Origin of the sequence: Sorangium sp. So ce367, from assembly GCF_051520455.1 — a bacterium.
Taxonomy (GTDB): Bacteria; Myxococcota_A; Polyangia; order Polyangiales; family Polyangiaceae; genus Sorangium; species Sorangium cellulosum_B.
This window is the reverse complement of record NZ_CP150334.1, coordinates 9,649,612-9,673,640: the sequence shown is the minus strand read 5'-3', so window position 1 is coordinate 9,673,640 and position 24,029 is coordinate 9,649,612. Positions and strand designations below refer to the sequence as shown.

Below are 24,029 nucleotides of genomic sequence, written 5' to 3'. Positions count from 1 at the left end.
TTTCGGCGCTCCGTCGAGCGCCGGAGTCGCGTCCGGCCGCGCAGCGCCATCGGGCACAGCCGAGCACGTCGGGCATGGCGAGGATGCGATGTGGCCCGGCGCGAGCAGGGTGGGTACCCTTCGCCCATGCGCGATCCCTTCCTCGTGCCCCCCGGTCCGCTCGTCGATGTCGCCTGGCTCGCAGCGCACGCGGGCGATCCCCGCGTCCGCGTCGTCGATTGCCGCTGGTACCTCGGCGGTCGCCGCGGCGCCGACGAGTACGCCCGCGGGCATATCCCGGGCGCCGTCCACCTGGACGTCGACGCCGATCTCTCCAGCCCGGCGCTCGGCGGACCAGGCCGCCACCCGCTGCCCGACGCGGCGGCGTTCGCGAGCGTCCTCGCCCGCATCGGGGTCGTCCCAGGCTCGGTGGTCGTCGGCTACGACGACGCCGGTGGCGCCATCGCCGCCCGTCTCTGGTGGCTGCTGCGCTACTTCGGCCATCCAGGCGGGCGCGTGCTCGACGGGGGACTCCAGGCGTGGACCGCCGCGGGATACCCCCTCTCGACCGCGGCACCCACGATCGCGGAAGCGCCCGCCATGGATCTCGCCCCCGGCGGCGCTCCGGTCGCGGACAAGGCCGCTGTCGACAGGCTGCGCCGCGATTCCGCGGCGGTGATCCTCGATGCGCGCGCGCGCGAGCGCTACGAGGGGCAGACCGAGCCCGTCGATGCCCGCCCGGGCCACATCCCCGGCGCCCGCTCCGCCCCCTTCGTCGAGAACCTCAGCGCCCCCGGGGGCGCCTTCCGCGAGCGCGCGGAGCTCGAGCGGCGCTACCGCGACCTCGGCGCGCTCGATGCAGCCACCGTGGTCTGCTACTGCGGCTCCGGCGTCACTGCCTGCCACGACCTGCTCGCCCTGACGACGCTCGGCCGCGAGGACGCGATCCTCTACGAGGGGTCCTGGAGCGATTGGGCCCGCGACGCCGCCCTGCCCGCGGCCAGCGGCCCCGAGCCCTGAGCGGCGTCAGGCGAGCGCGCGGCCGACGGTGGCCTCGATCGTCTCGCGCAGGTAGCGCGCGGCGAGCGCGACCGTGCGCGCCGCGCTCTCCGGCGTCGGCTGGAGCGCCGGCGCGACCTCCATGACGTCGCCGCCGATCAGGCCGACCTCGCGCCCGAGCCGGCGGATGAGGGCCACGACGAACTCGGGCGACAGGCCGTCCGGCTCCGGCGTCCCCGTGGCGTCGGCGTACGCGGCGTCCGTGCCGTCGATGTCGTTCGAGAAATACACGCCCTCGACGCCGGTGCTCTTCACGTGGGCCACGATGGCGTCGAGCGCCGCCGCCGGATCGGCGCGGCACTCGGCCGCCCAGAACTGCCGCACGCCGTAGCGGCTCTCCCAGTGCTCGCGCGGCTTCTGCGACGCGCGGACCCCCACCTGCGTCAGCCGGCCGCCCCGCCCGACCAGCTCGTTCGCGTGGTACGACCACGTGGCGAAGCAGTACGCGACCCCGAGCCGCTCCTCGAGGAGATCGGTGTGCGCGTCCGGCTGGACGATGCCCCACGGCCGCTTCCGCGCGCGGGCGAGCGCGCGCGCGACCGGCAAGGCCGTGGAGTGATCGCCGCCGAGCACGATGGGGGCGACGCCAGGGTTGATCGAGAAGACGAGATCGAGCGCGCGCTCCGCGATGGAGAGCGGCGAGACCGGCAGCCGCGACGCCACGGGCTCGGGCACGCCAGGGTAGAGCGCGCGGCGCGACGCGGCCTTCTGCGCCTCCGAGAGCATGTCGTCGTGCAGGAGCTGCGGCACGACGAACACGTCGCCGATGTCGACGAGCCCGACCTCGCGCGCCCGCTCGGGGAAGTCCGGGGAGGCGTCGAGGAGCGCGGTCCGGATGGCCTGCGGGCCCATGTTGGAGCCGCGGAGGAACCCCGCGCCGACGTCGGAGGGCACGCCGAGCAAGACGGCGCGCGCGCCGGCGATGCGGTCGAGCGACGCGCGGAACCGCGCGAGGACCTCGTCCTCGGTCGCGGCGCCGTAGAGCCGCCGCTGGACCTCGAGCTGCTGCGCGCGGCCGGTCGAGACGAGGTAGAGACCTCCGGCCGCCGGGCGCAGCAGGAGCGCGAGCTCTTCTTGCGGGGTCATGCCCGACGAGGGTACGCGCCCCTCAAAGGTCCGCCAGCGAAAGGGCGGACGCAGGGAGAGGGAAGCGCTCGGCCGTGAGGTGAGGGACCGGCGCGCTCATCGCCGCAAGCCAGCTGGCGCCGCGCGCGACGACCCGGAGCGCGCGCAGCACCCCGGCGTGCGCGACAAGGAGCGGCGGGCGCGCGCGGGACGCGACGTCGGCGTCGGCCGGGACGTCCGCGACGTCCACGCCGCGCGGGGCGACAATCTCGCGCCAGAACGACCGCACCCTGGACTCGACGTCGAGCGCCGACTCGCCCCCGGGCGGCCCGACGCGCTCCCAGCCGTCGAGCCACGCGGCGTACGCGGCCGGATCGTCGCGCTCGATGTCCGCAAAGGCGCGCCCCTCCCACGCGCCGTAGGAGATCTCGAGCAGGCGATCGTCGATCGCGCGCGGCACCCCGAGGCGCGCCGCGAGCTCGGCGGCCGGGAGCGCGCAGCGGGAGAGCGGCGACGAAAAGACCACGCCGGGGCGGACGCAGAGCTCGTGGAGCGCGCGCTCGATCGCGGCCGCTGCAGCCTCGGGGGGGAGCGCCGCGGCGACGTCGAGGCGGCCATAGCAGACGCCGGAGAGCGCGACGGGGGCGTGGCGGAAGGCGATGAGGCCGTGGGCGAGGGGATCCACGCGCGCGCCCGCGGCTCAGCCGCCCCGCACGAGCGCGAGGGCGAGCAGCGCGGCGCACTCGGCGATCTGCTGCGCAGCGCCCAGGAAGTCGCCCGTGAGCCCGCCGGCGCGGGCGTGGAAGCGGAGGCCGCAGATCGCCGCGGCGGCGGCGGCCGCGACGAGCATGCCCGCCGCCTCGGCCGCGGTGAGGGCCCCGGCGGCGTGCGCCGCGGCGAGCGCGAGCGCTGGCCAGAGCGAGCCGAGCAGCGCCTGCGGGAGCGCCGCCTGCGCCACCGGGCGGCTGCGCGAGCCGCTCTGGGTCACGTAGGGCAGCGCGACCATCAACCAGATCGGCGGGGTGCGCGAGAGGCACTGCGTCAACACGAGGGCGACGGGCGCCGCTGCGTCGAGCCGCGCGAGCAGGGCGACGCGCAGCACGAGGACAACGATGAGCGCGGCCGCGCCGAACGCGCCGATGCGGCTGTCCTTGAGGATCTCGAAGATCCGAGCGCGATCGAGCGCGCCGCCGAGCGCGTCGGCCGTGTCCGCGAGGCCGTCCTCGTGGAACGCCCCGGTCAGCAGCAGCCCGAGGGCCACGGTGACGCTCGCCGCGACGAGCGCGCCGCTCCGATCGACGAGCAGCCACACCGCGGCCTGGACGGCGCCGAGCGCGGCGCCCACGAACGGGAACCAGGCAGAGGCCCAGCGCCAGTCCGCCTCGGCGTAGGGGAAGCCGCCGACCGGGACGCGCGTGAGGAAGGTCGCCGCTGCGCGGGCGCCGCGCAGCACCGGCGGCGTCGTCATGGAGTCCCGGGCCGCGCGCGATCCGGCACGCTCGCGCTCGCGAACGTCGCCATGCCGGCGTGGAGGGCGCAGGCCGCGTCGAGGAGGGGCAGCGCGGCCAGCGCCGCGCTCGCCTCGCCAAGGCGCATCCCGAGGTCCAGCAAGGGGCGCGCGTCGAGCGCCGCGAGGACGTGGGCGTGGCCGCGCTCGGCCGAGCGGTGGGCGAAGATCATGCCCGACCGCGCCTCGGCGCACATCCGGACGAGCGCGAGCGCCGCCGTCGAGACGATGAAGCCGTCGACGAGCACCGCCATGCGCCGCTCGATCGCCCGCGCCATGGCGCCCACCAGCGCGGCGATCTCCTTCCCGCCGACCGCCTGCACGACGCGGTGCGGGTCGGTGCGCTGGACGCCCGAGACCTCCCGCGCGCGTCGCGTCGCGTCGCGCACGACCTCGATCTTGCGCGACAGCGCGTCGCCGGAGACGCCGGTCCCCGCCCCGACGACGTCCTCCGGCGCGATCCCGAGGAGCAGCGCCGTGATGGCCGCCGCCGCGGTCGTGTTGCCGATGCCCATGTCGCCGAGCAGGACGACGCGCGTGTCGCCCCCGAGCGCGTCGATCTCCGCGGCGCCCGCGCGGAGCGCGCGCTCGTAGACGGCCTCCGAGAGCGCGTCCTCGATCCGCAGGTCACCGATGGGATCGTCGGCGACCGGATCGCGCCGCAGCCGCGCGCCATCGCCGCCGCCCACGCCCTCGTACGGGTGGGCGACCCCGACGTCCACGACCCGCAGATCGACACCGAGGTTCCGGCAGAGGACGCTGGCGGCGGCGCCGCCGCGCACGAAGTTCGCCACCATCGCCGCCGTGACCTCTGGCGGGTACGCCGACACGCCGTGCCGGGCGACGGGGTGATCGGCGGCGAAGAGCACCGCCGCCGCGGGCCGGCTCGCAGGCGCCCCGCCCTGGATGCCGGCGAGCGCCACGGCGAGATCCTCGAGCACGCCGAGGCTGCCGCGCGGCTTGGTCAACGTATCTTGCCGCGCCCGCGCCGCGCTCACCGCGCTCGCGTCGAGCTCCGGGAAGACCCAGTGAGGCGAGAGAGCCATGTCCGGGTTCTCTACTCCGACACGCCGGCGAGCGGGCACGGCGATGCGGACTCCTTCACAGGAACAGGAGTCCTTCGGTCCTATCGGTGGAGCTGAGGGGGATCGAACCCCTGACCTCATGACTGCCAGTCATGCGCTCTCCCAGCTGAGCTACAGCCCCGGTCGTTGGGAGCGGCATATCTACAGCCTCTCGCGCCGCTTGTCTCTACTTTTTTTCGACCGGCGCGCTTTTGTGTCCGAGGGCCTCGGTTCGCGGCGATGCGGCCGCCGGGCCGCGGGGGCGCTCAGAAGTTCATCAGCTTTGCCAGGTAGTACTTCATCGTCTCGGTCGTCCCGCCGCCGATGCGGAGGAGCCGCTGATCACGCCAGGCGCGTGCGATCGGGAAGTCCTCGATGTAGCCCCAGCCTCCGTGGAACTGCAGGCAGGTGTCCACGACGTCGTTCGCCACGTCGCCGGCCAGGATCTTCGCCATCGAGATGAGCTTCACCGTGTCGAAGCTGATCGGCACCTTCCGCACGTACCGCTCGTCGTTGTAGTGGTCGACGCACTTGTAGGCGAACGCGCGCGCCGCCTCGCAGCGCGTGTACAGGTCCACGAGCTTGTGCTGCCACGACTCGCGCTTGATGATCGGCTTGCCGAACGCCACCCGCTCGCGCCCGTACTCGACCGTGCCGTCGAGCGTCATGAACGAGCTCGCGATCGCGCTCACCGCAGCGACCAGCCGCTCGGTCTGGAAGTTCTGCATCAGGTACGCGAAGCCCTGATCGGGCTCGCCGAGCAGGTAGCGCCCCGGCACCCGCACGTCCTCCAGGAAGAGCTCCGCGGTGTCCGAGGATTTGTTGCCGATCTTCTTCAGCTTCTTCGCGACGTTGAAGCCGCGGAGCGCCGTCGGCACGAGGAAGAACGAGCAGCCGTGGGCGCCCCTGTCCGGCGACGTCTTGGCGAGCAGCGTCACGAAATCGGCGCGTGTCCCGTTCGTGATGAACGTCTTCTGCCCGTTCAGCACGTAATCCTCGCCGTCCTTGCGCGCGATCGTCCGGATCCCGGCCACGTCGCTGCCGGCCGCCGGCTCGGAGACGCCCAGCGCGGCGATCTTGTCGCCCGCGAGCGCCGGCTTGAGGAACTCCTCGATCTGCTCCTTCGTGCCGATGTCGCTGATCACCGGGGTCGCCATGTCGCTCTGCACGAGCAGGCCCATCGAGACCCCCGCCATCGTGCAGCGCACGAGCTCCTCGGCCTTGGCCGCCGAGAACCAGTAGTCGAGCCCGGCGCCGCCGTGCTCCTCCGGGAAATGCGCGCCCAGGATCCCGAGCTCGCCGGCGCGCTTGAACACCCAGCTGGGGAAGCACTCCGACGACTCCCACTCCTCCACATGAGGAGCGAGCTCCTTCTCTGCGAAGGCCCGCACCGTCTTCCTGAACTGCTGATGTTCTTCCGTGAACGGCTGCCACATCGCGAACCCCTCCTCGCCGGCACGACCGAGATGATTCGTACACGAAACATTTTTCAGCGCAAGCGCTGCACCTCCGCGCTTCTGCCGCGCTGGTCCGCCGGACGGGCCGCGCGGAGCCCCATGGAAAACGAGGGCCGATGGCGCGGCGCGCGACCGTGCGGGCGCGGTGTGAGCGGCGCGAGCGGCGCGAGCGTCAGAAGAACCGCCGAAGAGCGAAAAATGAATCGGCACGCGCATCCATCCACGCAGTCTGCCGGCTCTGCTAGCCTCCGGGCCACATGCGACTCCTCGTCCTGTCCCGCAACGCGTCCCTCTATTCGACGAGCCGGATCGTGCTCGCGGGGCGCGCGCGTGGTCACGACGTCAGCGTCATCGATCCGCTCGATTTCCAGATCGTCGTGTCGCGCGGCCGCCCGTCGTTGCTCGTCGGTGGTTCGGCGGTGCCCCGCTTCGACATCGTGATCCCGCGCATCGGCGCCAGCATCACGAACTACGGTCTCGCCGTCGTCCGTCAGTTCGATCTCATGGGCGTCCCCGTCCTGAACGGCGCCGTCTCGATCGCGAGGAGCCGCGACAAGCTGCGCGCGCTCCAGCTGCTCACGCGCCGCAAGCTCAACGTGCCGATCACCGTGTGCGCCCGGAGCCCGGCCGGCGTCGAGGCGGCGCTCTCGCTCGTCGGCGGCTGCCCCGCGATCGTGAAGCTCCAGCAGGGGACCCAGGGCATCGGCACCATGCTCGCCGAGACGCCCCACGCCGTGCACGCCCTGCTCGAGACGTTCTGGGCCATGGGCCAGGACATCGTGCTCCAGGAGTACGTGCGCGAGTCGAAGGGGCGCGACATCCGGGTCATCGTCGTCGGCGGCCGCGTGGTCGCCTCGATGCGCCGCGTCGCCAAGCCGGGGGAGTTCCGCTCGAACCTCCACCGCGGCGGCAAGGGCGATCGGGTGAAGCTGCCGCGCGCCTACCGGAGCGTCGCGATGCGCGCCGCGAAGGCGATGGGCCTCGAGGTCGCCGGCGTCGACATGCTCGAGGCGCGCTCCGGGCCCAAGATCCTCGAGATCAACAGCTCGCCCGGCCTGGAGGGGATCGAGCGCGCGAGCGGCGTCGACGTCGCGGGCGCGATCATCAGCTACGCCGAGCGGTACGCGGCGGAGCAGCGGGGCCTCAGCCGCCGCACGCTCGAGGCGCGGATCGCCGAGGTGATCCACGACGAGCGCATGCCGGCGCCGCGGCGGCTGAGCCGCGCGGCGGCGGAGAACGGGGCGGGCGCGAGCCGCGGGAAGGCCGCGGCGCTCACCGGCGGGAGGGGCGCGCGGAGGGTCCTCTCGTGACCCTGCGGGTCGAGGCGGCCGGCGATGCGGTCGTCCTGACCATCGATCGTCCCGAGCGCAGGAACGCCATCGACAGCGACTTCGCGGGCCGCCTCGGCGAGGCGATCCGCCGCGCCAGCGCCGACCCGCGCGTGCGCGGCGTCGTGCTCACCGCGACGAGCAGCGACGTCTTCGTGGCGGGCGGCGACATCCGCGAGCTCCACGCGCTCGCCGCCGGCGGCGCGGAGGGGGGCGACGTCCTCCGGCTGTTCGAGGGCCTCGCGGCCTTCGAGGAGAGCGAGGTGCCGATCGTCGCCGCCGTGCAGGGCGACGCGCTGGGCGGCGGCTGCGAGCTCCTGCTGCTCTGCGATTTCGTCGTCGTCGAGGAGCACGCCGCGCTCTCGTTTCGGCACGTCAAGATGGGCCTGTCCCCGGCCTGGGGCGGGCTGACGCGGCTCTGCGAGCGGGTGGGGCCGCTCGCGGCGGCGCGGCTGCTCCTGACGGCGGAGAGGATCGACGCCGCCGAGGCGCTCCGCGTCGGCCTCGTGAGCGAGGTCGTCCCCACCGGCGCGGCGCGGAGCCGGGCGATCGCGCAGGTCGGCGGCATCGCCGGGGGCCCGCGCGCGTCGGTCGCGGCCATGAAGCGGTCCCTGCACAAGGTGCGCGAGGCGCTGCGCGCCTCCGCCGCCGAGGTCGAGCGACGGGCGTTCGCCGAGCAGTGGAACGGCCCGGAGCACCGGCGTGCGATGGATACGTTCCTGAGCAAGAAGTGACGGTGACGCGGCGTGGAGGGCGCGGAGCGGCAGTACCCTGAGGGCGCCGAGCCCCCGCCGGAGGGCGCGGAGCCCGCGCCGGGGAGCGCCGAGTTCGCGCCTGCGATCGCCGAGGCCGCGCCTGCGAGCGCGCTGCTCCCGCCCGCGCCGCCGACGATCGAGCACTTCATCGGCCGCCGCCCGCACCTGCGCGCGCTCCAGCGCGCCGCCGAGGTCATCGTGCTGGAGCGGCCCGTCGCCGTGCTCGTTCACGGCGCCGCGGGCATGGGCAAGAGCGCGCTCATCCACCACTTCTTGATGGGGCTCCGCCGCGACAAGGGGCCGGTCATCCTGCGGGGGCGCTGCGCGCTCGCGGCGGCCGAGTCCTACAAGGCGTTCGGGGGCGTGATGGAGGCGCTGAGCCGCTTCCTCCGGCGGGTCTCGCGCGATGATGTGGAGCGCCTCCTGCCGCGCGACGTCCGCGCGCTCGCCCGGGTGTTCCCGGTGCTCTCGAGCGTGCCGGCCGTCGCGTCGGCGCCGCGCGCGTGCGAGTCGCCCGACGCGCAGGAGCTGCGGCAGCGCAGCTTCGCCGCGCTCCGCCAGCTGCTCTGGCGCATCGCCGAGCGCAGCCCGCTCGTCGTGGCGATCGAGGACCTGCAGTGGAGCGACATCGACAGCGTGGCGCTCCTGCTCGAGCTCACGCGGCCCCCCGACGCGCCCGCGATGATGTTCCTCGGCAGCTTCCGGGACGAGGACGTCGCCACGAGCGCGCCGCTCCGCGCGCTGCTCGACGGGATGGGCCTCGAGCGCCGGGACGCCGAGGCCGAGGCCGCCGGCGCGCGGGGGCGGATCGAGTCGGCGCGCCGGGACGGCGAGCTGCGCGAGATCGCGGTCGGCCCGCTCTCGCCGCTCGAGGCCGAGGAGCTCTCGCTCGCGCTCCTCTTCGCGCGCGACGACGTGACCCGCGCGCGGGCGGACGCCATCGCCCGCGCCTCGCGGGGCAACCCGCGGCTGCTCGGCGAGCTCGCCCGCGACGCGCAGGAGCTCTCGGTCGAGGACGGCGCCAGGGGCGACGCCGCGTGGGGCAGGGCGCTCGACGCGCGGCTCCGCCGCCTGCCGGAGCACGCGCTCCGGCTGCTGGAGGTGATCGCGGTCGCCGGGGAGCCGATCGACGCGGCGGTCGTGGCGCGGGCGGCGAAGCTCCGCGACGACGAGCTTGCCCCGGCGATGACGCTGCTGCTCATGGAGGACCTGATCGCCGCGCGGCGCGCCGGCGAGGGCGAGCTCGTCGAGGCGTCGCACGACAGGGTGCGCGCGGCCGTGGTCGGTCGGCTCGGCCCGGAGCAGCTCGCGGCGCGGCACAGGAGGCTGGGGCGGGCGCTCGAGGCGCTGGGGACGGCGGACGCGGAGGCGCTCTCGCGGCACTGGCTGGGCGCGGGCGACGCGGCGCGGGCGGGGCGGCTCGCCGAGCGCGCGGCCGAGGAGGCGGCGGAGGCGCTCGCGTTCGAGCGCGCGGCGCGGCTCTACGAGCTCGCGCTCGACCTGCGCTCGCGCGAGGCGGACGTCCCCGAGGCCGAGCGGCGCGCGCTCGGCGTGCGGTGCGCCGACGCCCTGGTCAACGCGGGCAAGAGCGCCGAGGCGGCGAGGATCTACGCGGCGGCGGCGGAGGGGGCGGACGGCGCGCTCTCGCTCGAGCTCCGCCGGCGGGCCGCGGAGCAGTACCTGCGGAGCGGGCACATCGACGAGGGGATCGAGCTCGTCCGCGCCGTCCTCCGGGCCGTCGGCCTGTCGTTCCCGGAGACGCCGCGGCGCGCGCTGGTGGCGCTGCTCCTGCACCGGGCCGAGCTGCGCCTCAGGGGCCTCCGGTTCCGCGAGCGGTCCGAGGCGGAGGTGCGGCCGGAGGACCTCGCGCGCATCGACGCCTGCTGGACGGTGACGGTGGGGCTGTCCGGCGTCGACATGGTCCGCTCCGCCGAGTTCTCGGCGCGCGCCCTGCTGCTCGCGCTGCGGGCCGGCGAGCCGTACCGCGTCGGCCGCGCGCTCGCGTTCGAGGCCTCGTCCGCGTGCATGATGGGGGCGCCGGGCCGGGCGCGCGCGGAGGAGCTCGTCGCCGCGGTGCGGGCGCTCTCGGAGCGGCTCGACAGCCCGCACCTGCTCGGCCTGTCGATGATGGTGTCGGGCATGCTCGAGGCGTTCACGGCCGGGCGCTGGAAGGCGGCGTCCGCGTGGTACGAGGTCGCCGACGAGCTCCTGCGCGACCGCTGCGCCGGCGTGTCCTGGGAGCTCGCGACGACGCAGCTGATGGCGTCGTGGGCGCGGTACTACCGCGGGCAGATCGACGCGCTCGCGCGGACGACGCCGGCGGTGCTCCGCGCCGCCGAGCAGCGGGGGGATCTCTACGCGGCGGCGATCTTCAGCGTGCAGGCGACGTGGGTGGCGCTCGCGTCGGACGACGTGGCGGGGGCGCGCGGCGCGATCGCGGGGGCGCTGTCGAGGTGGACGACGTCGGGGTTCCACCTCGAGCATTTCGTCGGGCTGCTCGGCGAGACCTACGTCGACCGGTACGCGGGCCGCGCCGGCGCCGCGATGAAGCGCCTCACGGACGCCTGGCCGAGGCTCGAGGGCTCGATGCTGCTGATGATGCAGAACAGCCGGGTGATGGCCCACGTCGAGCGCGCGTGCACGGCGCTCGCCGTGGCCGAGGCGGCGCCCGAGCCGGAGCCGCTGATCCAGGCGGCGCTCCGGGACGCCGCGGCGCTCGCCCGGGAGAAGACGGCGTGGTCGGACCCGTTCGTGCCGCTGATCCGCGCGGGCGCGGCCGAGCTGCGCGGCGACAGGGAGGGGGCGATCGCGCGGCTGGAGGCGGCGGCGGCCGGGTTCGACGCGGCGGACATGCCGCTCTATGCGGCGGCGGCGCGGCGCCAGGCGGGCGAGCTGCTCGGCGGGGAGAAGGGGCTCCAGCGGCTCCTCGTGGCGGACGCGGTGATGGCGCGGGAGCGGATCAAGAGCCCGGCGCGGTGGGCGGCGATGCTGGCGCCGGGCTTCGGGCGGGGCGAGCGGGTCGGCTGGGGCTGAACCTGGCGTCGGCGGCCGGGTGGCCGCTAGCTCGAGCCGCCGCCGGGCAGCGGACCGAACTGCTTCTCGTAGGCCGCGAGCCGGGCGGCGAGCTGCTTCGCCTCATCGCTGGCGGCGCGAGCCTGCTCTTCGGCGGCGCGCGCCTGCTCTTCGGCGGCGCGAGCCTGCTCTTCGGCAGCGCGCGCCTGTTCTTCGGCGGCGCGAGCCTGCTCTTCGCCGGTCTGCAGCACGCGCCCGTGGGCATCGATCCAGCGCAGCCAGTCGACGGCGAGGCCGCGGTACGTGCCGTGGCGCACCCCGAGGCGCAGGCCGAGGCACGCGCTAACGACGTCGCCGTTCGTCTCGGGCGGCATTGGCAGGTAGGACCGCGTGGCTCGATCGAGCACATACGCCTCGAGCACGCCCGAGAACGGATCGAACAGGTAGTACTCCGGCACGTGCAGGAGCTTCGCGTAGATCCGCATCTTGTCGCCGCGATCGACGGCCTGGGTGCTCTCGGAGAGCAGCTCGATCACCACGTCGGGCGTCCTCCCGTCCTCCTGCCAGACGACCCAGGACTTGCGCTCGCGCCTGTTGGTGTCGAGCACCACGAACACGTCGGGGCCTCGGAAGTCGTTCTTCTTCGCCTGCAACTCGCTGAAATAGATGGCCATGTTGCCGGCGACGTAGACGTCGTCGCGGTCGCGCCAGAACAGCTTCAGCACCTCGATGAGCAGGTCCATCTGCGCGCGGTGGCGCTCGGATTCCATCGGCTCTCCATCGTCGTACGGGAGCTCGTCCTCGCCGGGCGGGGGAATCGGGATGAAAGAATTCTCGCTCTGGAAGGGCATACGTCGCTCCAGGCGCAGCGTACCCCATGCCGCGTGCGGGCGCAGCCGGGCGGCTCGTGCCGCTCCATCCGGCGGCTCCGGCAGAGGGCAGGCGACGTCAGGCGTCAGCGCACCGCCAGCACCACCTCGTGGGCCTCGGTCTTCGCCGGGATCTCCCAGCGCTCGATCATCCGGCGGATGACGGCCTCCGGCACCGCCGCCTCCCGCGCCCGGTTCTGCGCGAACAGCGTCGATGCAGGCACCTCCACGTAGACGACGCGGATCCTCGCCCCGTAATCGGCCGCCATCTGCAGCAGCGGGCCGCGCCGCTGCCGCGAGAGGTTCGTCGCGTTCCACACGAACCGCTCGCCGCGCCGCAGGTATTCCTTCGCCCGCTCGCGCGCGGCCTGGACCACCTGTCCCTGCGTGTCCGCCGGATCGATCTCCAGCTCGCTCCGCAGCGCGTCCAAGGAGACGACCGGCCAGTCGGCGAGGTGGTGGCGAACATAGGTATCCTTCCCGGCGCCCGGGAGCCCGCTCATCACCACGACCTCGGAGCGCGTGTCGTCGTAGACCTCGACGTCCGGGTGGCGCCCGCCGGCGGGATCGGAGCGGAAGTACACGAAGCGCGTGTGCGTCGAGGCGAAGGACCGCGGCGCGGTGTAACACCCCTCCTCGCGACAGAACTCGCGGAAGAGCTCGATGTTGTCGACGACGCGCCCCATGTCCGCGCAGACGCGCCCTCGGATGTCGGCCTCGGCCACGAGCGCGAGCAGGTCGCAGCGCGCGTGGAGGCTGATCTCGGCGGCGACGCGCCGCGCGTCGTCGCGCTCGATGAGATAGAACGGGATCTGGTGATAGCGCACCAGCGCGCATACCTGCTCGCGCAGCGCGAACGGCGCGCCGAGCTCCCAGAGAAGGCGGCGCGCGAGGAGTTCCCCCGCGCGAGAGTGGCCCTTCGCCGTGATCCGCCCGCCCTCCTCGCGGGTGGTCGCCGGCTTCGCCACGTCGTGGAGGAGGCACGCGAGGTACACGACGCGCTGCTCCTCGGCCGGCAGCGCCTGCCACTCGGGCAGCCCGAGGAGCGTCTCCAGCACCATCCGGGTGTGGATCCAGACGTTGCCCTCGGCGTGGTGGATCGGGTCCTGCGGGCACGCCTCGAGCGCGCGGACCCAGTCGAAGACCTGGAGTTCGTTCCAGGGGACACGCCCCGGATCGGGCGTGAGCAGGTCGAGGAGCGAGGACGCGGAGGACATGACGGAGGACCCCTGGCGAGCGCGCGATCGGCTCCGCGTTCGGCGCCGCGCGACGCGCAGCGCGCGTGAGGGCCGTAGCATGTCCGCGAAAGGACGCCGGTGCTACCCTGGCACCGCCATGTCCGCCAAATACCCTCGCTCGTTCCACCTGCCGTGGTCCCCCGGCGGAACGTCCGACGACAAGAGGATGGCAGACGTGTCGGGGTTGCTCGGCGTCGAGATCGTCATCACCGAGAAGTGCGACGGGAGCAACCTCACGTACACGCGGGCGAGCGTCTTCTCCCGATCGCACTCGGGCCCTCCGTCCCACCCGAGCTTCGACCTCGCGAAGGCCACGCACGCGAGCATCGCGCACCTGCTCTCGGAGGGCATGTCGCTCTTCTGCGAGTATTGCTATGCGATCCACTCCATCGAGTACGAGGCGCTCCCGGGGTATTCGCTGGTCTTCGGCGTGCGGGACGACGTGCGGGGCCTCTTCTGGGAGTGGGACATGGTCGTGGCCCAGGCGAACGATCTGGGGCTCCCCACGGTGCCTGTCCTGTTCCGGGGCACCGTCGAGGGCGAGCGCGAGCTCGAGGCGCTGACGACCGCGCTCGCGCGGGAGCCCTCGGCGTTCGGCGGCCCGCGCGAGGGCGTGGTTGTGCGGGCCGCCGGCGAGTTCCCGGACGCGGCGTTCCAGCGGCGCCTCGCCAAGTGGGTGCGGCGCGGGCACGTGCAGACGGACGAGCACTGGATGCACCAGGAGATCCGGCCCCAGCGCCTCGCCCCGGGGCCGGCGCCGGCGCCAGTCGACGCGTCACCGCCGTGAGGCCAGCGTCGCGAGCCGATCGCAGAGGCCCTCGCGGATCGGGCCGTAGGCCTTGCGGTACTCCTCCCAGTCGAGGCGCTCGTCCGCGACGATCTCGCGCCAGTACGGGTTCGCGGCGCCGTAATCGTGGAGGACGCCGGACTCGGCGATCTGCACGGCGAAGAGCGGCACCCGGAGGGCGTGGAAGAGCTTCTTCTTCGAGGCCTCCGGCTCGTCGTCGAAGCGGGCGCCGGCCTTCTTGAAGTCGGACGCGGAGCGGCTCGCGGCCGACGCGGCGAGCTTCTTCCTGTCGAGCTTGAACGGGAAGGGCGGTCTTCCTTCCTTGAGCCGGTGCTCGGGCGGCAGGAACAGGCACTCGAGCGCGAACACGCTGTGCTCGGCGATGGCGTCGCGGAAGGTGTCGAGGCCGTGGACGACGACGTTGACGCCCGGCGCAAAGGCGAGGTCCTGCCGCGCGTCGCGCCGCGCGAGGACGGCGACGAAATCCTCGTCCGACGTCGCGGACGCGGTGCCGTACACGCGCGACCCGGCGCGGAACACGCTGTGGACCTCGCCGTCTTTGCGGCCGAGGACGCGGAGCACGGTGGAGAGGCTCATGGCAGCGGCCTCGCTCGAGGGACGGCGAGCATCGCGCCGTTCCCATCCCCGCGCAACTCCTCGACCGTGGTAGTCCCGTGCGTGGCGCCGCCTCGCCGGGGCGCCTCCGCGCTTCCAGGAGGGTTCATGGCCGTCGCTGACTCGCGCTCCGCTCGTCCCCAGAAGACCGATCACCTGCCCGAGGCCGTCGAACGGCGGGTGGCGGACGCCCTCGCCGCGCTGTCGCTCGAGCAGAAGGTCCGCCTGCTCACGGGCGCCGACTTCTGGAGCACGCACCCCGAGCCCGCGATCGGCCTGCGCCGCATGGTCGTCTCGGATGGCCCGGTCGGCGTGCGCGGCGAGCGCTGGGACGAGCGCGACCCCTCGGTGTGCCTCCCTTCCTCCACCGCCCTCGCGGCCACATGGGACGAGGCCTTGCTGGAGCGCGTCGGCGCCGCGCTGGCGTCGGAGGCGCGGCGCAAGGGCGTCGACGTCGTCCTGGGGCCGACCGTCAACCTGCACCGCAGCCCGCTCGGCGGCAGGCACTTCGAGTGCTTCTCGGAAGATCCCCTGCTGACCGGCCGGATCGGCGCTGCCTACGTCCGAGGGCTGCAGACCCACGGCGTCGGCGCCACGCCCAAGCACTACGTCGCCAACGACTCGGAGACCGAGCGGTTCACGGTCGACGTCCGGGTCGATGAGCGCACGCTGCGCGAGCTCTACCTCGCGCCCTTCGAGCGGATGATCACCGGCGCGGGCGCGTGGCTCGTGATGGCCTCGTACAACGCCGTCAACGGGGTGACCCTGACCGAGAGCCCGCTGCTCGCGTCGCCGCTCGAGGACGAGTGGGGCTTCGACGGCGTCGTGATCTCCGACTGGACCGCGACCCGCTCCACCGAGGCCGCGGCGCGCGCGGCGCTGGACCTCGCCATGCCGGGCCCGGGAGGGCCCTGGGGCGAGGCGCTCGTCGCCGCCGTCCGCCGCGGCGCGGTGCCCGAGAAGGCCATCGACGACAAGGTCCGCCGCCTGCTGCGCCTCGCCGCCCGGGTCGGCGCCCTCGAGGGCGTCGCACCGGCCGCGCCCGCCCCGGCCCCGCTCTCCAGCGCCGAGGCCGGGACGCTCGCCCGCGAGGCCGCCGCGGCCGGCATGGTGCTGGTGCGCAACCAGGGCGACGCGCTCCCGCTCGACGCGGCCAGCCTGCGGCGCGTCGCCGTGATCGGCCCGAGCGCCGCGGCGGGGCGGATCCAGGGCGGCGGCAGCGCCAGCGTCCACCCGCACTACGCGGTCTCGCCGCTGGACGGGCTGCGCGCCGCGCTCGGCCGGCGCGCCGAGGTGCTCCACGCCGTCGGCACCCGCATCCACGAAGGGCTCGTGCCGGTGGCCGGGGACCAGGTCGTCGACCCCGTGAGCGGCCAGCACGGCGTCCACGTGCGGCTCCTCGACGCGAAGGGCGGCGTCCTGCACGAGGAGCACCGCGACGTCGGGCGCCTCACGTTCATCGGGGATCAGCGCGCGAACGAGGCCGCGACGATCGAGGTGACGGCGCGGTTCCGCGCCGCCGAGGCCGGGCTCTACCGGATCGGCGTGGCCGGCGTGGGCGTCTACCGCCTCACCGCCGGCGGGCAGGTCCTCTTCGACGAGGCGGTCTTGCCGGACAAGGACGACATGGCCGCGGCCCTGCTCGCCCCGCCGCAGCGGGCGGCCGAGCTGTCCCTGGTCGCTGGCCAGGAGATCGATCTCGCCCTGACGCACACCGTCCCCGTGGGCACGCTCGCGGTGGCGTTCTCCCTGGGGGCCGAGGTTCCGGCGCTGTCCGACGAGGAGGAGCTGGCGCGGGCCGTGGAGCTCGCGCGCTCCGCCGACGTCGCGATCGTGGTCGTCGGCACCACCGAGGCGATCGAGAGCGAGGGCTTCGACCGGACCACGCTCGGGCTCCCTGGCCGCCAGGACGAGCTGATCCGCGCCGTCGCGGCCGTGAGCCCCCGGACGATCGTGCTTGTGAACTCCGGCGGGCCGGTGACCACGCCGTGGCGCGACGAGGTGGCCGCGGTGCTCCTCACGTGGTTCCCGGGCCAGGAGTTCGGCGCCGCCGTCGCCGACGTGCTGCTCGGCGCCGTGGAGCCCGGCGGCCGCCTGCCCACGACCTGGCCCGCGCGCGCGGAGGACGTGCCCGTGCTCTCGACGAAGCCCGAGAACGGCAAGCTGGTCTATGCCGAGGGCCTGCACATCGGGTACCGGGCCTGGGCGCGCGCCGGCGTCACCCCGGCCTACCCGTTCGGGCACGGCCTGGGCTACACGCGGTGGGAGATCCTCGACGTGGAAGCGCCGAGCGTCGCCGCCGGCGCGGCGGTCGAGGCGCGGGTGCGCGTGCGCAACGTCGGGACGCGCCGCGGGCGCCACGTGGTCCAGCTCTACCTGTCGCGGCCGGACTCCGGGGTCGAGCGCCCCGCGCTCTGGCTGGCCGGCTTCGCGTCCGTCGAGGCCGAGCCCGATCAGACGGTCGACGTCGCCGTCACCGTCGAGCCGCGGGCCTTCGCGCACTGGGCGGCAGGCCGATGGCAGGTGGAGCCCGGCGTGTACACGCTGCATGCGGGACACTCGGCCGCCGTCCTGACGAGACAGACCGCGGTGCGCCTGCACGAGTGAGAGCGCTGCTGCGCAGCCCCGGGCGCTATGCGCGCTCGCTGGGATCGATCCGACGATCTCCGGGTCGAATCGATGAGCCCGGGAGCGAGGCTTTGCCGAGCATCATGGCGGTCGCCTCGCTCCTCCGCCCAATGCCTTGGTGCAAATTGCCTCAGCGTGACCGATGCGCGCGGCCGATTCCCGGCCGGAAAGGGGGATCCGTGCTCGTCTTGTCGTCTCGCCCCGAGGGCGCGCGGGTGAGCGTCGAGCTCGCCGGACGCTGCGCGCGCGGCGGGACGTGGGCTGGGGGGTCGCGCAGGCGCCGGCGGAGGTGAGGAGACGGCTCCTGGTTCGCCGCTTGCTTTCCAGGAGGGCGACCCATGATGGACGAGCACCATGTCCCCGGCCAGAGCGGATGGCTCGCGCTCGCCGGGAGAGGCGATGAGAGCACGGGCGGCGTCTCGTCGAGCGTCCGTGGATCGCCGCAGAGGGAGCGCGCCGTGGGCGAGGTCCTCGCGGGCAAGTACCAGATCGTGGGCCGGCTGGGCGCGGGGGGCATGGGCACGGTGTGGCGTGCGCGCAGCCTTTGGCTCGACGTCGACGTGGCTATCAAGGTGCTCCACGAGGAGCAGCTCGACGGCCACGCCGCCGAGCGGTTGCTCCGGGAGGCGCGCGCGACGGCGAAGCTCGGCCATCCGGCGATCGTGCGCGTGTTCGATTTCGGCGAGACCGACGCGGGTGAGCCGTTCCTGGTGATGGAGCTGCTCGAGGGCACGCCGCTCTCGAGCTGGCTGGAGGCGAGGGGCCGGGTGCCGGCGGAGCAGGCGGTCCAGATGCTCTTGCCGGTCGCGTGCGCGCTCGCGACGGCCCACGCGCAGCGCATCGTGCATCGCGACATCAAGCCTGCCAACATCCTCATCGTGCCCGACGGCGCGGGCGGCCACGTCCCCAAGGTCGTCGACTTCGGCATCGCCAAGCTCGCCAACGCGGCGAGCCCTGCGATCACGCAGCGAGGGATGATCGTCGGCAGCCCGGAGTACATGTCGCCGGAGCAGGCCGACGGCCAGCTGGACGTCGGGGAGCAGACCGACGTCTGGGCGTTCAGCGTGGTGATGTACGAGATGATCACCGGGCGGCGGCCGTTCAGCGGGGAGACGCTGAGCGCGGTGATCGTGGCGATCTTCAGCAAGGAGCCCGTGCCGACGACAGAGCTCGGCGCCGGCGACGAGGCGCTGTGGGCGATCCTCCAGCGCGGGCTGGCCAAGTCGCCGGCCGATCGATGGCCCAGCATGCGCGCGCTCGGCCGCGCGCTTGCCGCCTGGGCGGTCGAGCGCGGGGTGACGGCGGATGTGGCGGGCACGTCGCTCGCACACCAGTGGCTCGCGCGAGGGGCCGAGCCGCCGCTCGCGGCGGAGAATGCGGCTACGATCGCCGCGCCTGCGGGCGCGGCCTCCGGGGCGGAGGTGGCGGCGCAGCTCTCGGCCGGCGCGCGGGAGGCGCCGGGCGCGCTGCCGACGCCGGCGGCCGCGCCCGTCGCGCGCCGGGGCGGCACCATCAAGATGGCCGAGGCATGGCGCGGAGCTCGGCTCGGGCTCACGGCCTCGCCGTGGCTCCAGAAGGCGCTCGTGGCCGGGGTCCTCGCCTTCGCCGCGCCTCTGGTGGTCGTCCTGGGGCTGGGCGCGCGGGGTGGGAGCGCGAGCGCGGGCACCGCTCGGCCGGCGGTCATGGCGGCTGCTCCTGCCGTCGCCCTGGGCGCGTCGGAAGCGCTGCGGGGAACGGCGTCCGCTGCGTCCTCCATCGGCGCCGCGCCCCCCGACGCCGGCGCGCGGCGCGCGGCTGCTTCCGAGACGGCCGTGAGGGGTGCGGCGGCGGACAGCGCGCCTGCCGAGCGGGACGAGCCGAGCGAGCCGTGGGAGGAGCCCAGCGATCCATGGGATGAGCTCTTGCCGGCGCCTGCGGAGCCGCGCGCTCCGGTGGCCGAGCCGGCCGGCCAACGGACCGCGCCGCGCGCCCAGGTGGCCGAGCCGCGCGCTCAGATGGCCGAGCCGCGCGCTCAGCGGGCTGCGTCGCCGCGTCCGCGGCCTGTCTCCACGTCCATGCCGCTGCCGGCGGCGCCCGACTTCTGAGGTGGTCATGCGCACTCCCGGGGTGAAGCACCGCTCCCTTCGTGGTTCTGGCGATCTGATGCTCCTCCTGGTCACGCTCGCTGCAGCGGGGCTCGGTCCGGGAGGCTGCTCCGCTCTGATCAGCGAGGAGCTGTCCGACAAGGCCGACGAAACAGAGGGCGCTGGAGGGCTCGAGGACCAGGTCGGCGACGGGCGCGGCGGGGGCGACCTCATCGGGAGCAGCGGCGCGAGCAGGACCACCGTGGGCAGCGGTGGCGACGAGAGCGCGACAAGCAGCGGAGGCAGCGGGAGCGCGAGCAGCGGGAGCGGTGCTGGCGCGAGCGGCGCTGGAGCGAGCAGCGGGAGCGGCGCTGGCGCGAGCAGCGGGAGCGGCGCTGGCGCGAGCAGCGGGAGCGGCGCTGGAGCGAGCAGCGGGAGCGGCGCTGGAGCGAGCAGCGGGAGCGGCGCTGGCCCGAGCAGCGGGAGCGGCGCTGGCCCGAGCAGCGGAAGCGGCGCTGGCCCGAGCAGCGGAAGCGGCGCTGGCCCGAGCAGCGGAAGCGGCGCTGGCCCGAGCAGCGGAAGCGGCGCTGGCCCGAGCAGCGGGAGTGGCCCTGGCCCGAGCAGCGGGAGCGGCCCTGACCCGAGCAATGGGAGCGGCCCTGGCGCGAGTAGCAGTGCAGGCGAGGGCAGCGGAAGCGGCGCTGGTGCGAGTGATGGGAGCGGCGCTGGCGCTAGCGGCGGTAGCGGTCCTGGCGCGAGCGTCGGCGGGGGCGACGGCAGCGGAAGCGGCGCTGGTGGGAGCGGCGCGGGAGGTGACGGCAGCGGAAGCGGCGCCGGCGGGAGCGGCGCGGGAGGCGACGGCAGCGGAGGCGGCGCTGGTGGGAGCGGCGCGGGAGGCGAGGGCGCGAGCAGCTGGAGCGGCGCGGGAGGCGCTGCAGCGAGCAGCGGCGCAGGCACCGAGACGACCTGCAATGGCCATTACGCCGATTGCGACGGGGACGCGGCGCATCATTGCGAGACCAACCTGTGGAACAACGACGCTCATTGCGGCGCCTGTGACAACAGATGTCCCGCCCGTACGAAGTGCCGGCAAGGAGAGTGCTCATGAGCGCGCGCCCCGCAGCGCGATCCACACGCCTCGGCGTCGCGCTCGCCGCGGCCTTGCTCATGGCCGCGGTCCCGCTCGCCGCGTCGGCGCAGGGCGCGGGCGATGTGGAGTCCGCGCGCGTGCTGTTCGTCCAGGGGGCCAAGCTGGCGAAGCAGGGACGCTGGGAGGAGGCGCGCGCGCTGTACGCCCGATCGCTCCAGATCAAGGCGGCTCCCCTCACGCGCTACAGCCTCGGCGTCGCGCAGAAGGAGACCGGGCACCTCGTCGAAGCGCTCGCCAGCTTTCGCACATTCCTGGCCGAGCCGCCGACGCCGACGACCTCTCCCTACGTCGTGCCGGCGCGCGAGGCGGTCGCGGCGCTCGAAGGGCGCATCGGCCGAGCGACGATCGCCGTCAGGCCCGCCGAGATCGGCGGGCTGACGCTGACCATGGACGGGAGGCCGCTGAGCGCGACCGCTGGTCAGGTCATCGAGCTGGATCCGGGCGCTCACGAGATCGCGGCGAGCGCTCCGGGGTTCCGCGCCTCGGTCGCCCGGTTCAGCGTCGGCGCGGGCAGCTCGGTCGAGGTCCCGATCACCCTGGCGCGAGCCACGACCGAGACGAGGCAGGCCTCGGCTGCCGGGGGCGCTCTGCCTCCCGTGGCCGGCGCTGCCGATGCATCCTCGAGCCGGACGCTCCCGCTCGTCGTCCTGGGCGCGGGCGGCGCGCTCTTCGCCGGCGGAGCCATCCTCGGGCTCTCGGGCCTGAAACAGGCAGGTGATGCGCGCTCGAGCACGGGCGCGGACGCGGGCGCCGCGCGGGCCAAGGGGATCGCCGGCGACGTCCTCGGCGTCGCCGGCGTCGCGACCGTGGGCGTCGGGCTCTACCTGCTGCTGAAGGATCCCGCGCCGAGCACGACCAAGGCGGGCTCCGTGACGCCGTGGCTGAGCGCGTCCGGCGCCGGCATCGAGGTGCGGCTCTGACGCCGCGCGGCCCGCGCTGAACCCACGGCGCGCGGCGAGCGCTCGACGCCAGGTCGCGGGGCAAAGACGCAAAAGAGAGGCGGCGAGGGGTATTCCCGGCGGAAGCGCGGACATGGTACTGCGCGCCCATGCGCTCGCTCGTGACGGTGCTGTCCCTGGCCGCGCTCCTGGCCGCGGGCGCATCTGCCTCGGCCAACGGCGACGGGACCAGCGCGCCGCCCCCTGCGGCCGCGCCCGCGGCGAGCGCTCCTTCCGCAGCAGCACCCACGGCGAGCGCGCCCCCCGAGGCCGCGCCCGTGGCGAGCGCGGCCGCGTCCCCGCCGGACCCGGCGGCGGCCCGCTGGTGTGCGCCCGAGCTCGCGTCGCTGCCCGGTGAGGTGTGCGCCTTCCTGCCGGCCAGGCCGGCGCCTGGCCCGCGGGTGCTCGTGATCTTCCTGCACGGCGTCGTCCAGCCCGATTCCGGGTGGCAGTGGGCGCAGCAGCGGGGCGCGGCGCGGGCCGGCGCCCGGCACGGGGCCGCCGTGATGATGCCGCGCGGCCGGCGCGGTATCGGTCCGAAGGCGATGCCAAAATCGATGAAATCGATGGAAGACTGGTGGTGCTGGCCCACCGCCTCCGCCGCGCAGACGGCCCACGAGGACGCCCTGCTCGCCGAGTGGGACGCGGCGCGCGCGGAGCTCGAGCGGCGCGCGGGCGCGCGCTTCGAGCGGGTGCTCGTGTTCGGCTTCTCGAACGGCGCGTACTACGCGACGTCGCTGGCGATGCGCGGGCGGCTGCCGGTCGACGGCTACGCGGCGTTCGCAGGCGGCTCGGGCGCGCGCTACCTGCAGCGGGCGGGCGCGCAGACGAAGCTGCGCGCGCCGGTGTTCGTCGGCTGGGGCGGGAAGGACCCGGCGCACAAGGACCAGGTGGCGCTCGCGAAGATGCTCCGCACGCTGAAGTGGCCATCGAGGTCGCTCGGCAAGCCGCGCGCCGGGCACGCGATGACCGACGAGCAGGTCGACGAAGCGTTCGCGTTCCTGAGCGGCAGGCGCGGTGGCGACAAGGCGCCCGGCAGAGGGCGAGGAGCGCGGGCGCGATGAAGGACGCGCTGACGACCGCGCTCTCCCCCGATTTCCTCGAGCGCGAGGCGGCCCGCCTGGGCGCGCTGCTCGCGGATCACGTGCGCAGGGCGCAGCGCCGGGAAGGGCCGGTGCTCGTGCAGCGATCGATCGAGGAGATCCTCGCCGCGCTCGACTTCGATCGCACCATCGCGCACGGCGGCGCGGATCTCGCCGCACTCGTCGCCACCGTCCTCGACAACAGCAACCGGCTGCACCACCCCCGCTACTTCGGTCACCAGGTGGCCGTGCCGATGCTGTCGTCGTCGCTCGCCGACCTCGTGCACGGCGTCCTGAACAACGGCATGGCCGTCTATGAAATGGGGCCGGCCGGGACCGCGATCGAGCGCGGGCTCCTCCGCTGGATGCGGGGCAAGATCGGCTGGGGCGCCGAGGGCGACGGCGTCATCACCCACGGCGGGAGCCTGGGCAACCTGAGCGCGCTGCTCGCGTGCAGGGAGCGCGTCGCCCCGGGGAGCTTCAAGGCGGGCGTCCCACCCGGCCTCGTCCTGCTCGCCTCGGAGGCGGCGCATTATTCGGTGGCGCGCGCCGCAGCCATCATGGGCCTCGGCGTCGATGCCGTCGTGAAGGTCGCCGTGGACGACACGCTGCGGATCGTCCCGCGGGCGCTTTGGCGGGCGTACGACGAGGTGAAGCGGGCGGGCAAGCGGGTGCTCGCCGTGGTGGCCAACGCGGGCGCGACGCCGAACGGGGCCTTCGACCCGCTGCGGGAGATCGGCGCCTTCTGCCGGCGGGAGGGGCTCTGGCTCCACGTCGACGGCGCCCACGGCGCGGCGGCGCGCTTCACCGAGCGCTACCGGGACCTCCTCGACGGCGTCGAGCTCGCCGACTCGCTCGTCTGCGACATGCACAAGATGCTCGGTACATCGACGCTGGCCTGCGCGGTCCTCGTCAGGGATCCCGCCGCGCTCGCCGGCACCTACGAGCAGTACGCGCCGTACCTGCACGGCGACGACGAGCGGCAGGGCGTCGATCTCTCCAAGCTCACGTTCGAGTGCACGAAGGCGCAGCTGTCGCTCAAGCTGTTCTTCAACCTCGCCCTCGTCGGCGAGGCCGGCCTGTCCGCGCACGTCGAGCGCCTCTTCGACGCCGCCCGGCGCTTCCACGGCCTCCTCGCGCGCCGGCCGGCGTTCGAGTGCTTCGGCGCCCCGCAGGCCAACATCCTCTGCTTCCGGATCGGCCGCGACTCGGCGACGCAGGACCGCGTCCGGCGGCAGATCGTGGAGGAGGGGAGCTTCTACATCACGCGAACCACGCTGCGCGGCGAGTCGTGGCTGCGCCTCGTCATCATGAACCCGCAGACGACGGACGGGGACATCGAGGCGCTCGCGGCGCGCATCGAGGCGCTCGTCGTCGAGCGCGCGCCGCCGCCCTGACGAACACGGGCCGGGTCCGCGGGCGGACGCGAGGTG

At 74.4% G+C, this 24,029-nt stretch carries 19 protein-coding genes and 1 tRNA gene; 11 read left to right on the top strand and 9 right to left on the bottom strand.

The window, feature by feature from the left end:
* Window positions 1–126: 126 nt before the first annotated feature.
* The gene (locus WME97_RS36635) at window positions 127–999 is read left to right on the top strand and encodes a sulfurtransferase (RefSeq protein ID WP_437544684.1); all 873 of its coding nucleotides are present in this window, start codon (window positions 127–129) and stop codon (window positions 997–999) included.
* A gap of 6 nt (window positions 1,000–1,005) precedes the next feature.
* Here the strand turns inward: WME97_RS36635 and WME97_RS36630 are convergent, their stop codons facing one another.
* From WME97_RS36630 to WME97_RS36605, 6 genes are all read right to left on the bottom strand, one after another.
* Complete coding sequence (locus WME97_RS36630; protein WP_437544682.1) at window positions 1,006–2,124, bottom strand: arginase family protein; 1,119 nt, start codon at window positions 2,122–2,124, stop codon at window positions 1,006–1,008.
* Window positions 2,125–2,146: 22 nt separating this feature from the next.
* On the bottom strand, window positions 2,147–2,788 hold the full coding sequence (locus WME97_RS36625) for a histidine phosphatase family protein (protein ID WP_437544680.1): 642 nt from the start codon (window positions 2,786–2,788) through the stop codon (window positions 2,147–2,149).
* A gap of 15 nt (window positions 2,789–2,803) precedes the next feature.
* A complete protein-coding gene (locus WME97_RS36620) occupies window positions 2,804–3,571 on the bottom strand; it encodes an adenosylcobinamide-GDP ribazoletransferase (RefSeq protein WP_437544678.1) in 768 nt (255 codons plus the stop codon).
* The gene (cobT, locus tag WME97_RS36615; protein ID WP_437544676.1) at window positions 3,568–4,656 is read right to left on the bottom strand and encodes a nicotinate-nucleotide--dimethylbenzimidazole phosphoribosyltransferase; all 1,089 of its coding nucleotides are present in this window, start codon (window positions 4,654–4,656) and stop codon (window positions 3,568–3,570) included. Before cobT ends, WME97_RS36620 begins: the two co-directional genes overlap by 4 nt.
* An 87-nt stretch (window positions 4,657–4,743) precedes the next feature.
* Window positions 4,744–4,816 (bottom strand) — tRNA-Ala (locus WME97_RS36610).
* A 124-nt stretch (window positions 4,817–4,940) separates the two neighbouring features.
* A complete protein-coding gene (locus tag WME97_RS36605; protein WP_437544674.1) occupies window positions 4,941–6,110 on the bottom strand; it encodes an acyl-CoA dehydrogenase family protein in 1,170 nt (389 codons plus the stop codon).
* A 278-nt stretch (window positions 6,111–6,388) separates the two neighbouring features.
* On the opposite strand from WME97_RS36605, the gene WME97_RS36600 reads away from it, so the two are divergent.
* Genes WME97_RS36600 through WME97_RS36590 form a run of 3 tightly spaced genes read left to right on the top strand, consistent with a single transcriptional unit; the run spans window position 6,389 to window position 11,247 of the window.
* The gene (locus WME97_RS36600; RefSeq protein WP_437544672.1) at window positions 6,389–7,441 is read left to right on the top strand and encodes a RimK family alpha-L-glutamate ligase; all 1,053 of its coding nucleotides are present in this window, start codon (window positions 6,389–6,391) and stop codon (window positions 7,439–7,441) included.
* On the top strand, window positions 7,438–8,193 hold the full coding sequence (locus WME97_RS36595; RefSeq protein WP_437544670.1) for an enoyl-CoA hydratase/isomerase family protein: 756 nt from the start codon (window positions 7,438–7,440) through the stop codon (window positions 8,191–8,193). The genes WME97_RS36600 and WME97_RS36595 overlap by 4 nt, the downstream gene beginning before the upstream one ends.
* A 12-nt stretch (window positions 8,194–8,205) precedes the next feature.
* Window positions 8,206–11,247: an ATP-binding protein gene (locus tag WME97_RS36590; RefSeq protein ID WP_437544668.1), complete on the top strand. Its 3,042-nt coding sequence runs from the start codon at window positions 8,206–8,208 to the stop codon at window positions 11,245–11,247.
* 26 nt (window positions 11,248–11,273) lie between these two features.
* Here WME97_RS36590 and WME97_RS36585 read toward each other — a convergent pair whose 3' ends face one another.
* Window positions 11,274–12,077 carry a Uma2 family endonuclease gene (locus WME97_RS36585; RefSeq protein ID WP_437544666.1) on the bottom strand — a complete coding sequence of 268 codons (804 nt, stop codon included), beginning with the start codon at window positions 12,075–12,077 and terminating at the stop codon, window positions 11,274–11,276.
* Between the two features lie 104 nt (window positions 12,078–12,181).
* Window positions 12,182–13,312: an AAA family ATPase gene (locus WME97_RS36580; RefSeq protein WP_437544664.1), complete on the bottom strand. Its 1,131-nt coding sequence runs from the start codon at window positions 13,310–13,312 to the stop codon at window positions 12,182–12,184.
* A 118-nt stretch (window positions 13,313–13,430) separates the two neighbouring features.
* On the opposite strand from WME97_RS36580, the gene WME97_RS36575 reads away from it, so the two are divergent.
* Window positions 13,431–14,120, top strand: a complete 690-nt coding sequence (locus tag WME97_RS36575) for an RNA ligase family protein (protein ID WP_437544662.1) — start codon at window positions 13,431–13,433, stop codon at window positions 14,118–14,120.
* Here WME97_RS36575 and WME97_RS36570 read toward each other — a convergent pair.
* Window positions 14,109–14,717, bottom strand: a complete 609-nt coding sequence (locus WME97_RS36570) for a hypothetical protein (RefSeq protein WP_437544660.1) — start codon at window positions 14,715–14,717, stop codon at window positions 14,109–14,111. The two genes, WME97_RS36575 and WME97_RS36570, sit on opposite strands and share 12 nt — an antisense overlap.
* Window positions 14,718–14,843: 126 nt before the next feature.
* Between WME97_RS36570 and WME97_RS36565 the strand changes: the two genes are divergently transcribed.
* From WME97_RS36565 to WME97_RS36540, 6 genes are all read left to right on the top strand, one after another.
* Window positions 14,844–17,342 (top strand): beta-glucosidase H, encoded by a 2,499-nt coding sequence (locus tag WME97_RS36565; RefSeq protein WP_437544658.1) that lies wholly within the window; start codon window positions 14,844–14,846, stop codon window positions 17,340–17,342.
* A gap of 359 nt (window positions 17,343–17,701) precedes the next feature.
* On the top strand, window positions 17,702–19,447 hold the full coding sequence (locus WME97_RS36560) for a protein kinase domain-containing protein (protein WP_437544656.1): 1,746 nt from the start codon (window positions 17,702–17,704) through the stop codon (window positions 19,445–19,447).
* A gap of 7 nt (window positions 19,448–19,454) precedes the next feature.
* Window positions 19,455–20,534, top strand: a complete 1,080-nt coding sequence (locus WME97_RS36555) for a hypothetical protein (protein ID WP_437544654.1) — start codon at window positions 19,455–19,457, stop codon at window positions 20,532–20,534.
* Window positions 20,531–21,496: a hypothetical protein gene (locus tag WME97_RS36550; protein ID WP_437544652.1), complete on the top strand. Its 966-nt coding sequence runs from the start codon at window positions 20,531–20,533 to the stop codon at window positions 21,494–21,496. Before WME97_RS36555 ends, WME97_RS36550 begins: the two co-directional genes overlap by 4 nt.
* 128 nt (window positions 21,497–21,624) lie before the next feature.
* Window positions 21,625–22,578 carry an alpha/beta hydrolase gene (locus tag WME97_RS36545; RefSeq protein WP_437544650.1) on the top strand — a complete coding sequence of 318 codons (954 nt, stop codon included), beginning with the start codon at window positions 21,625–21,627 and terminating at the stop codon, window positions 22,576–22,578.
* Entirely contained in the window at window positions 22,575–23,993 is a 1,419-nt protein-coding gene (locus tag WME97_RS36540) for a pyridoxal phosphate-dependent decarboxylase family protein (protein WP_437544648.1), read from the top strand. The genes WME97_RS36545 and WME97_RS36540 overlap by 4 nt, the downstream gene beginning before the upstream one ends.
* Window positions 23,994–24,029: the final 36 nt, after the last annotated feature.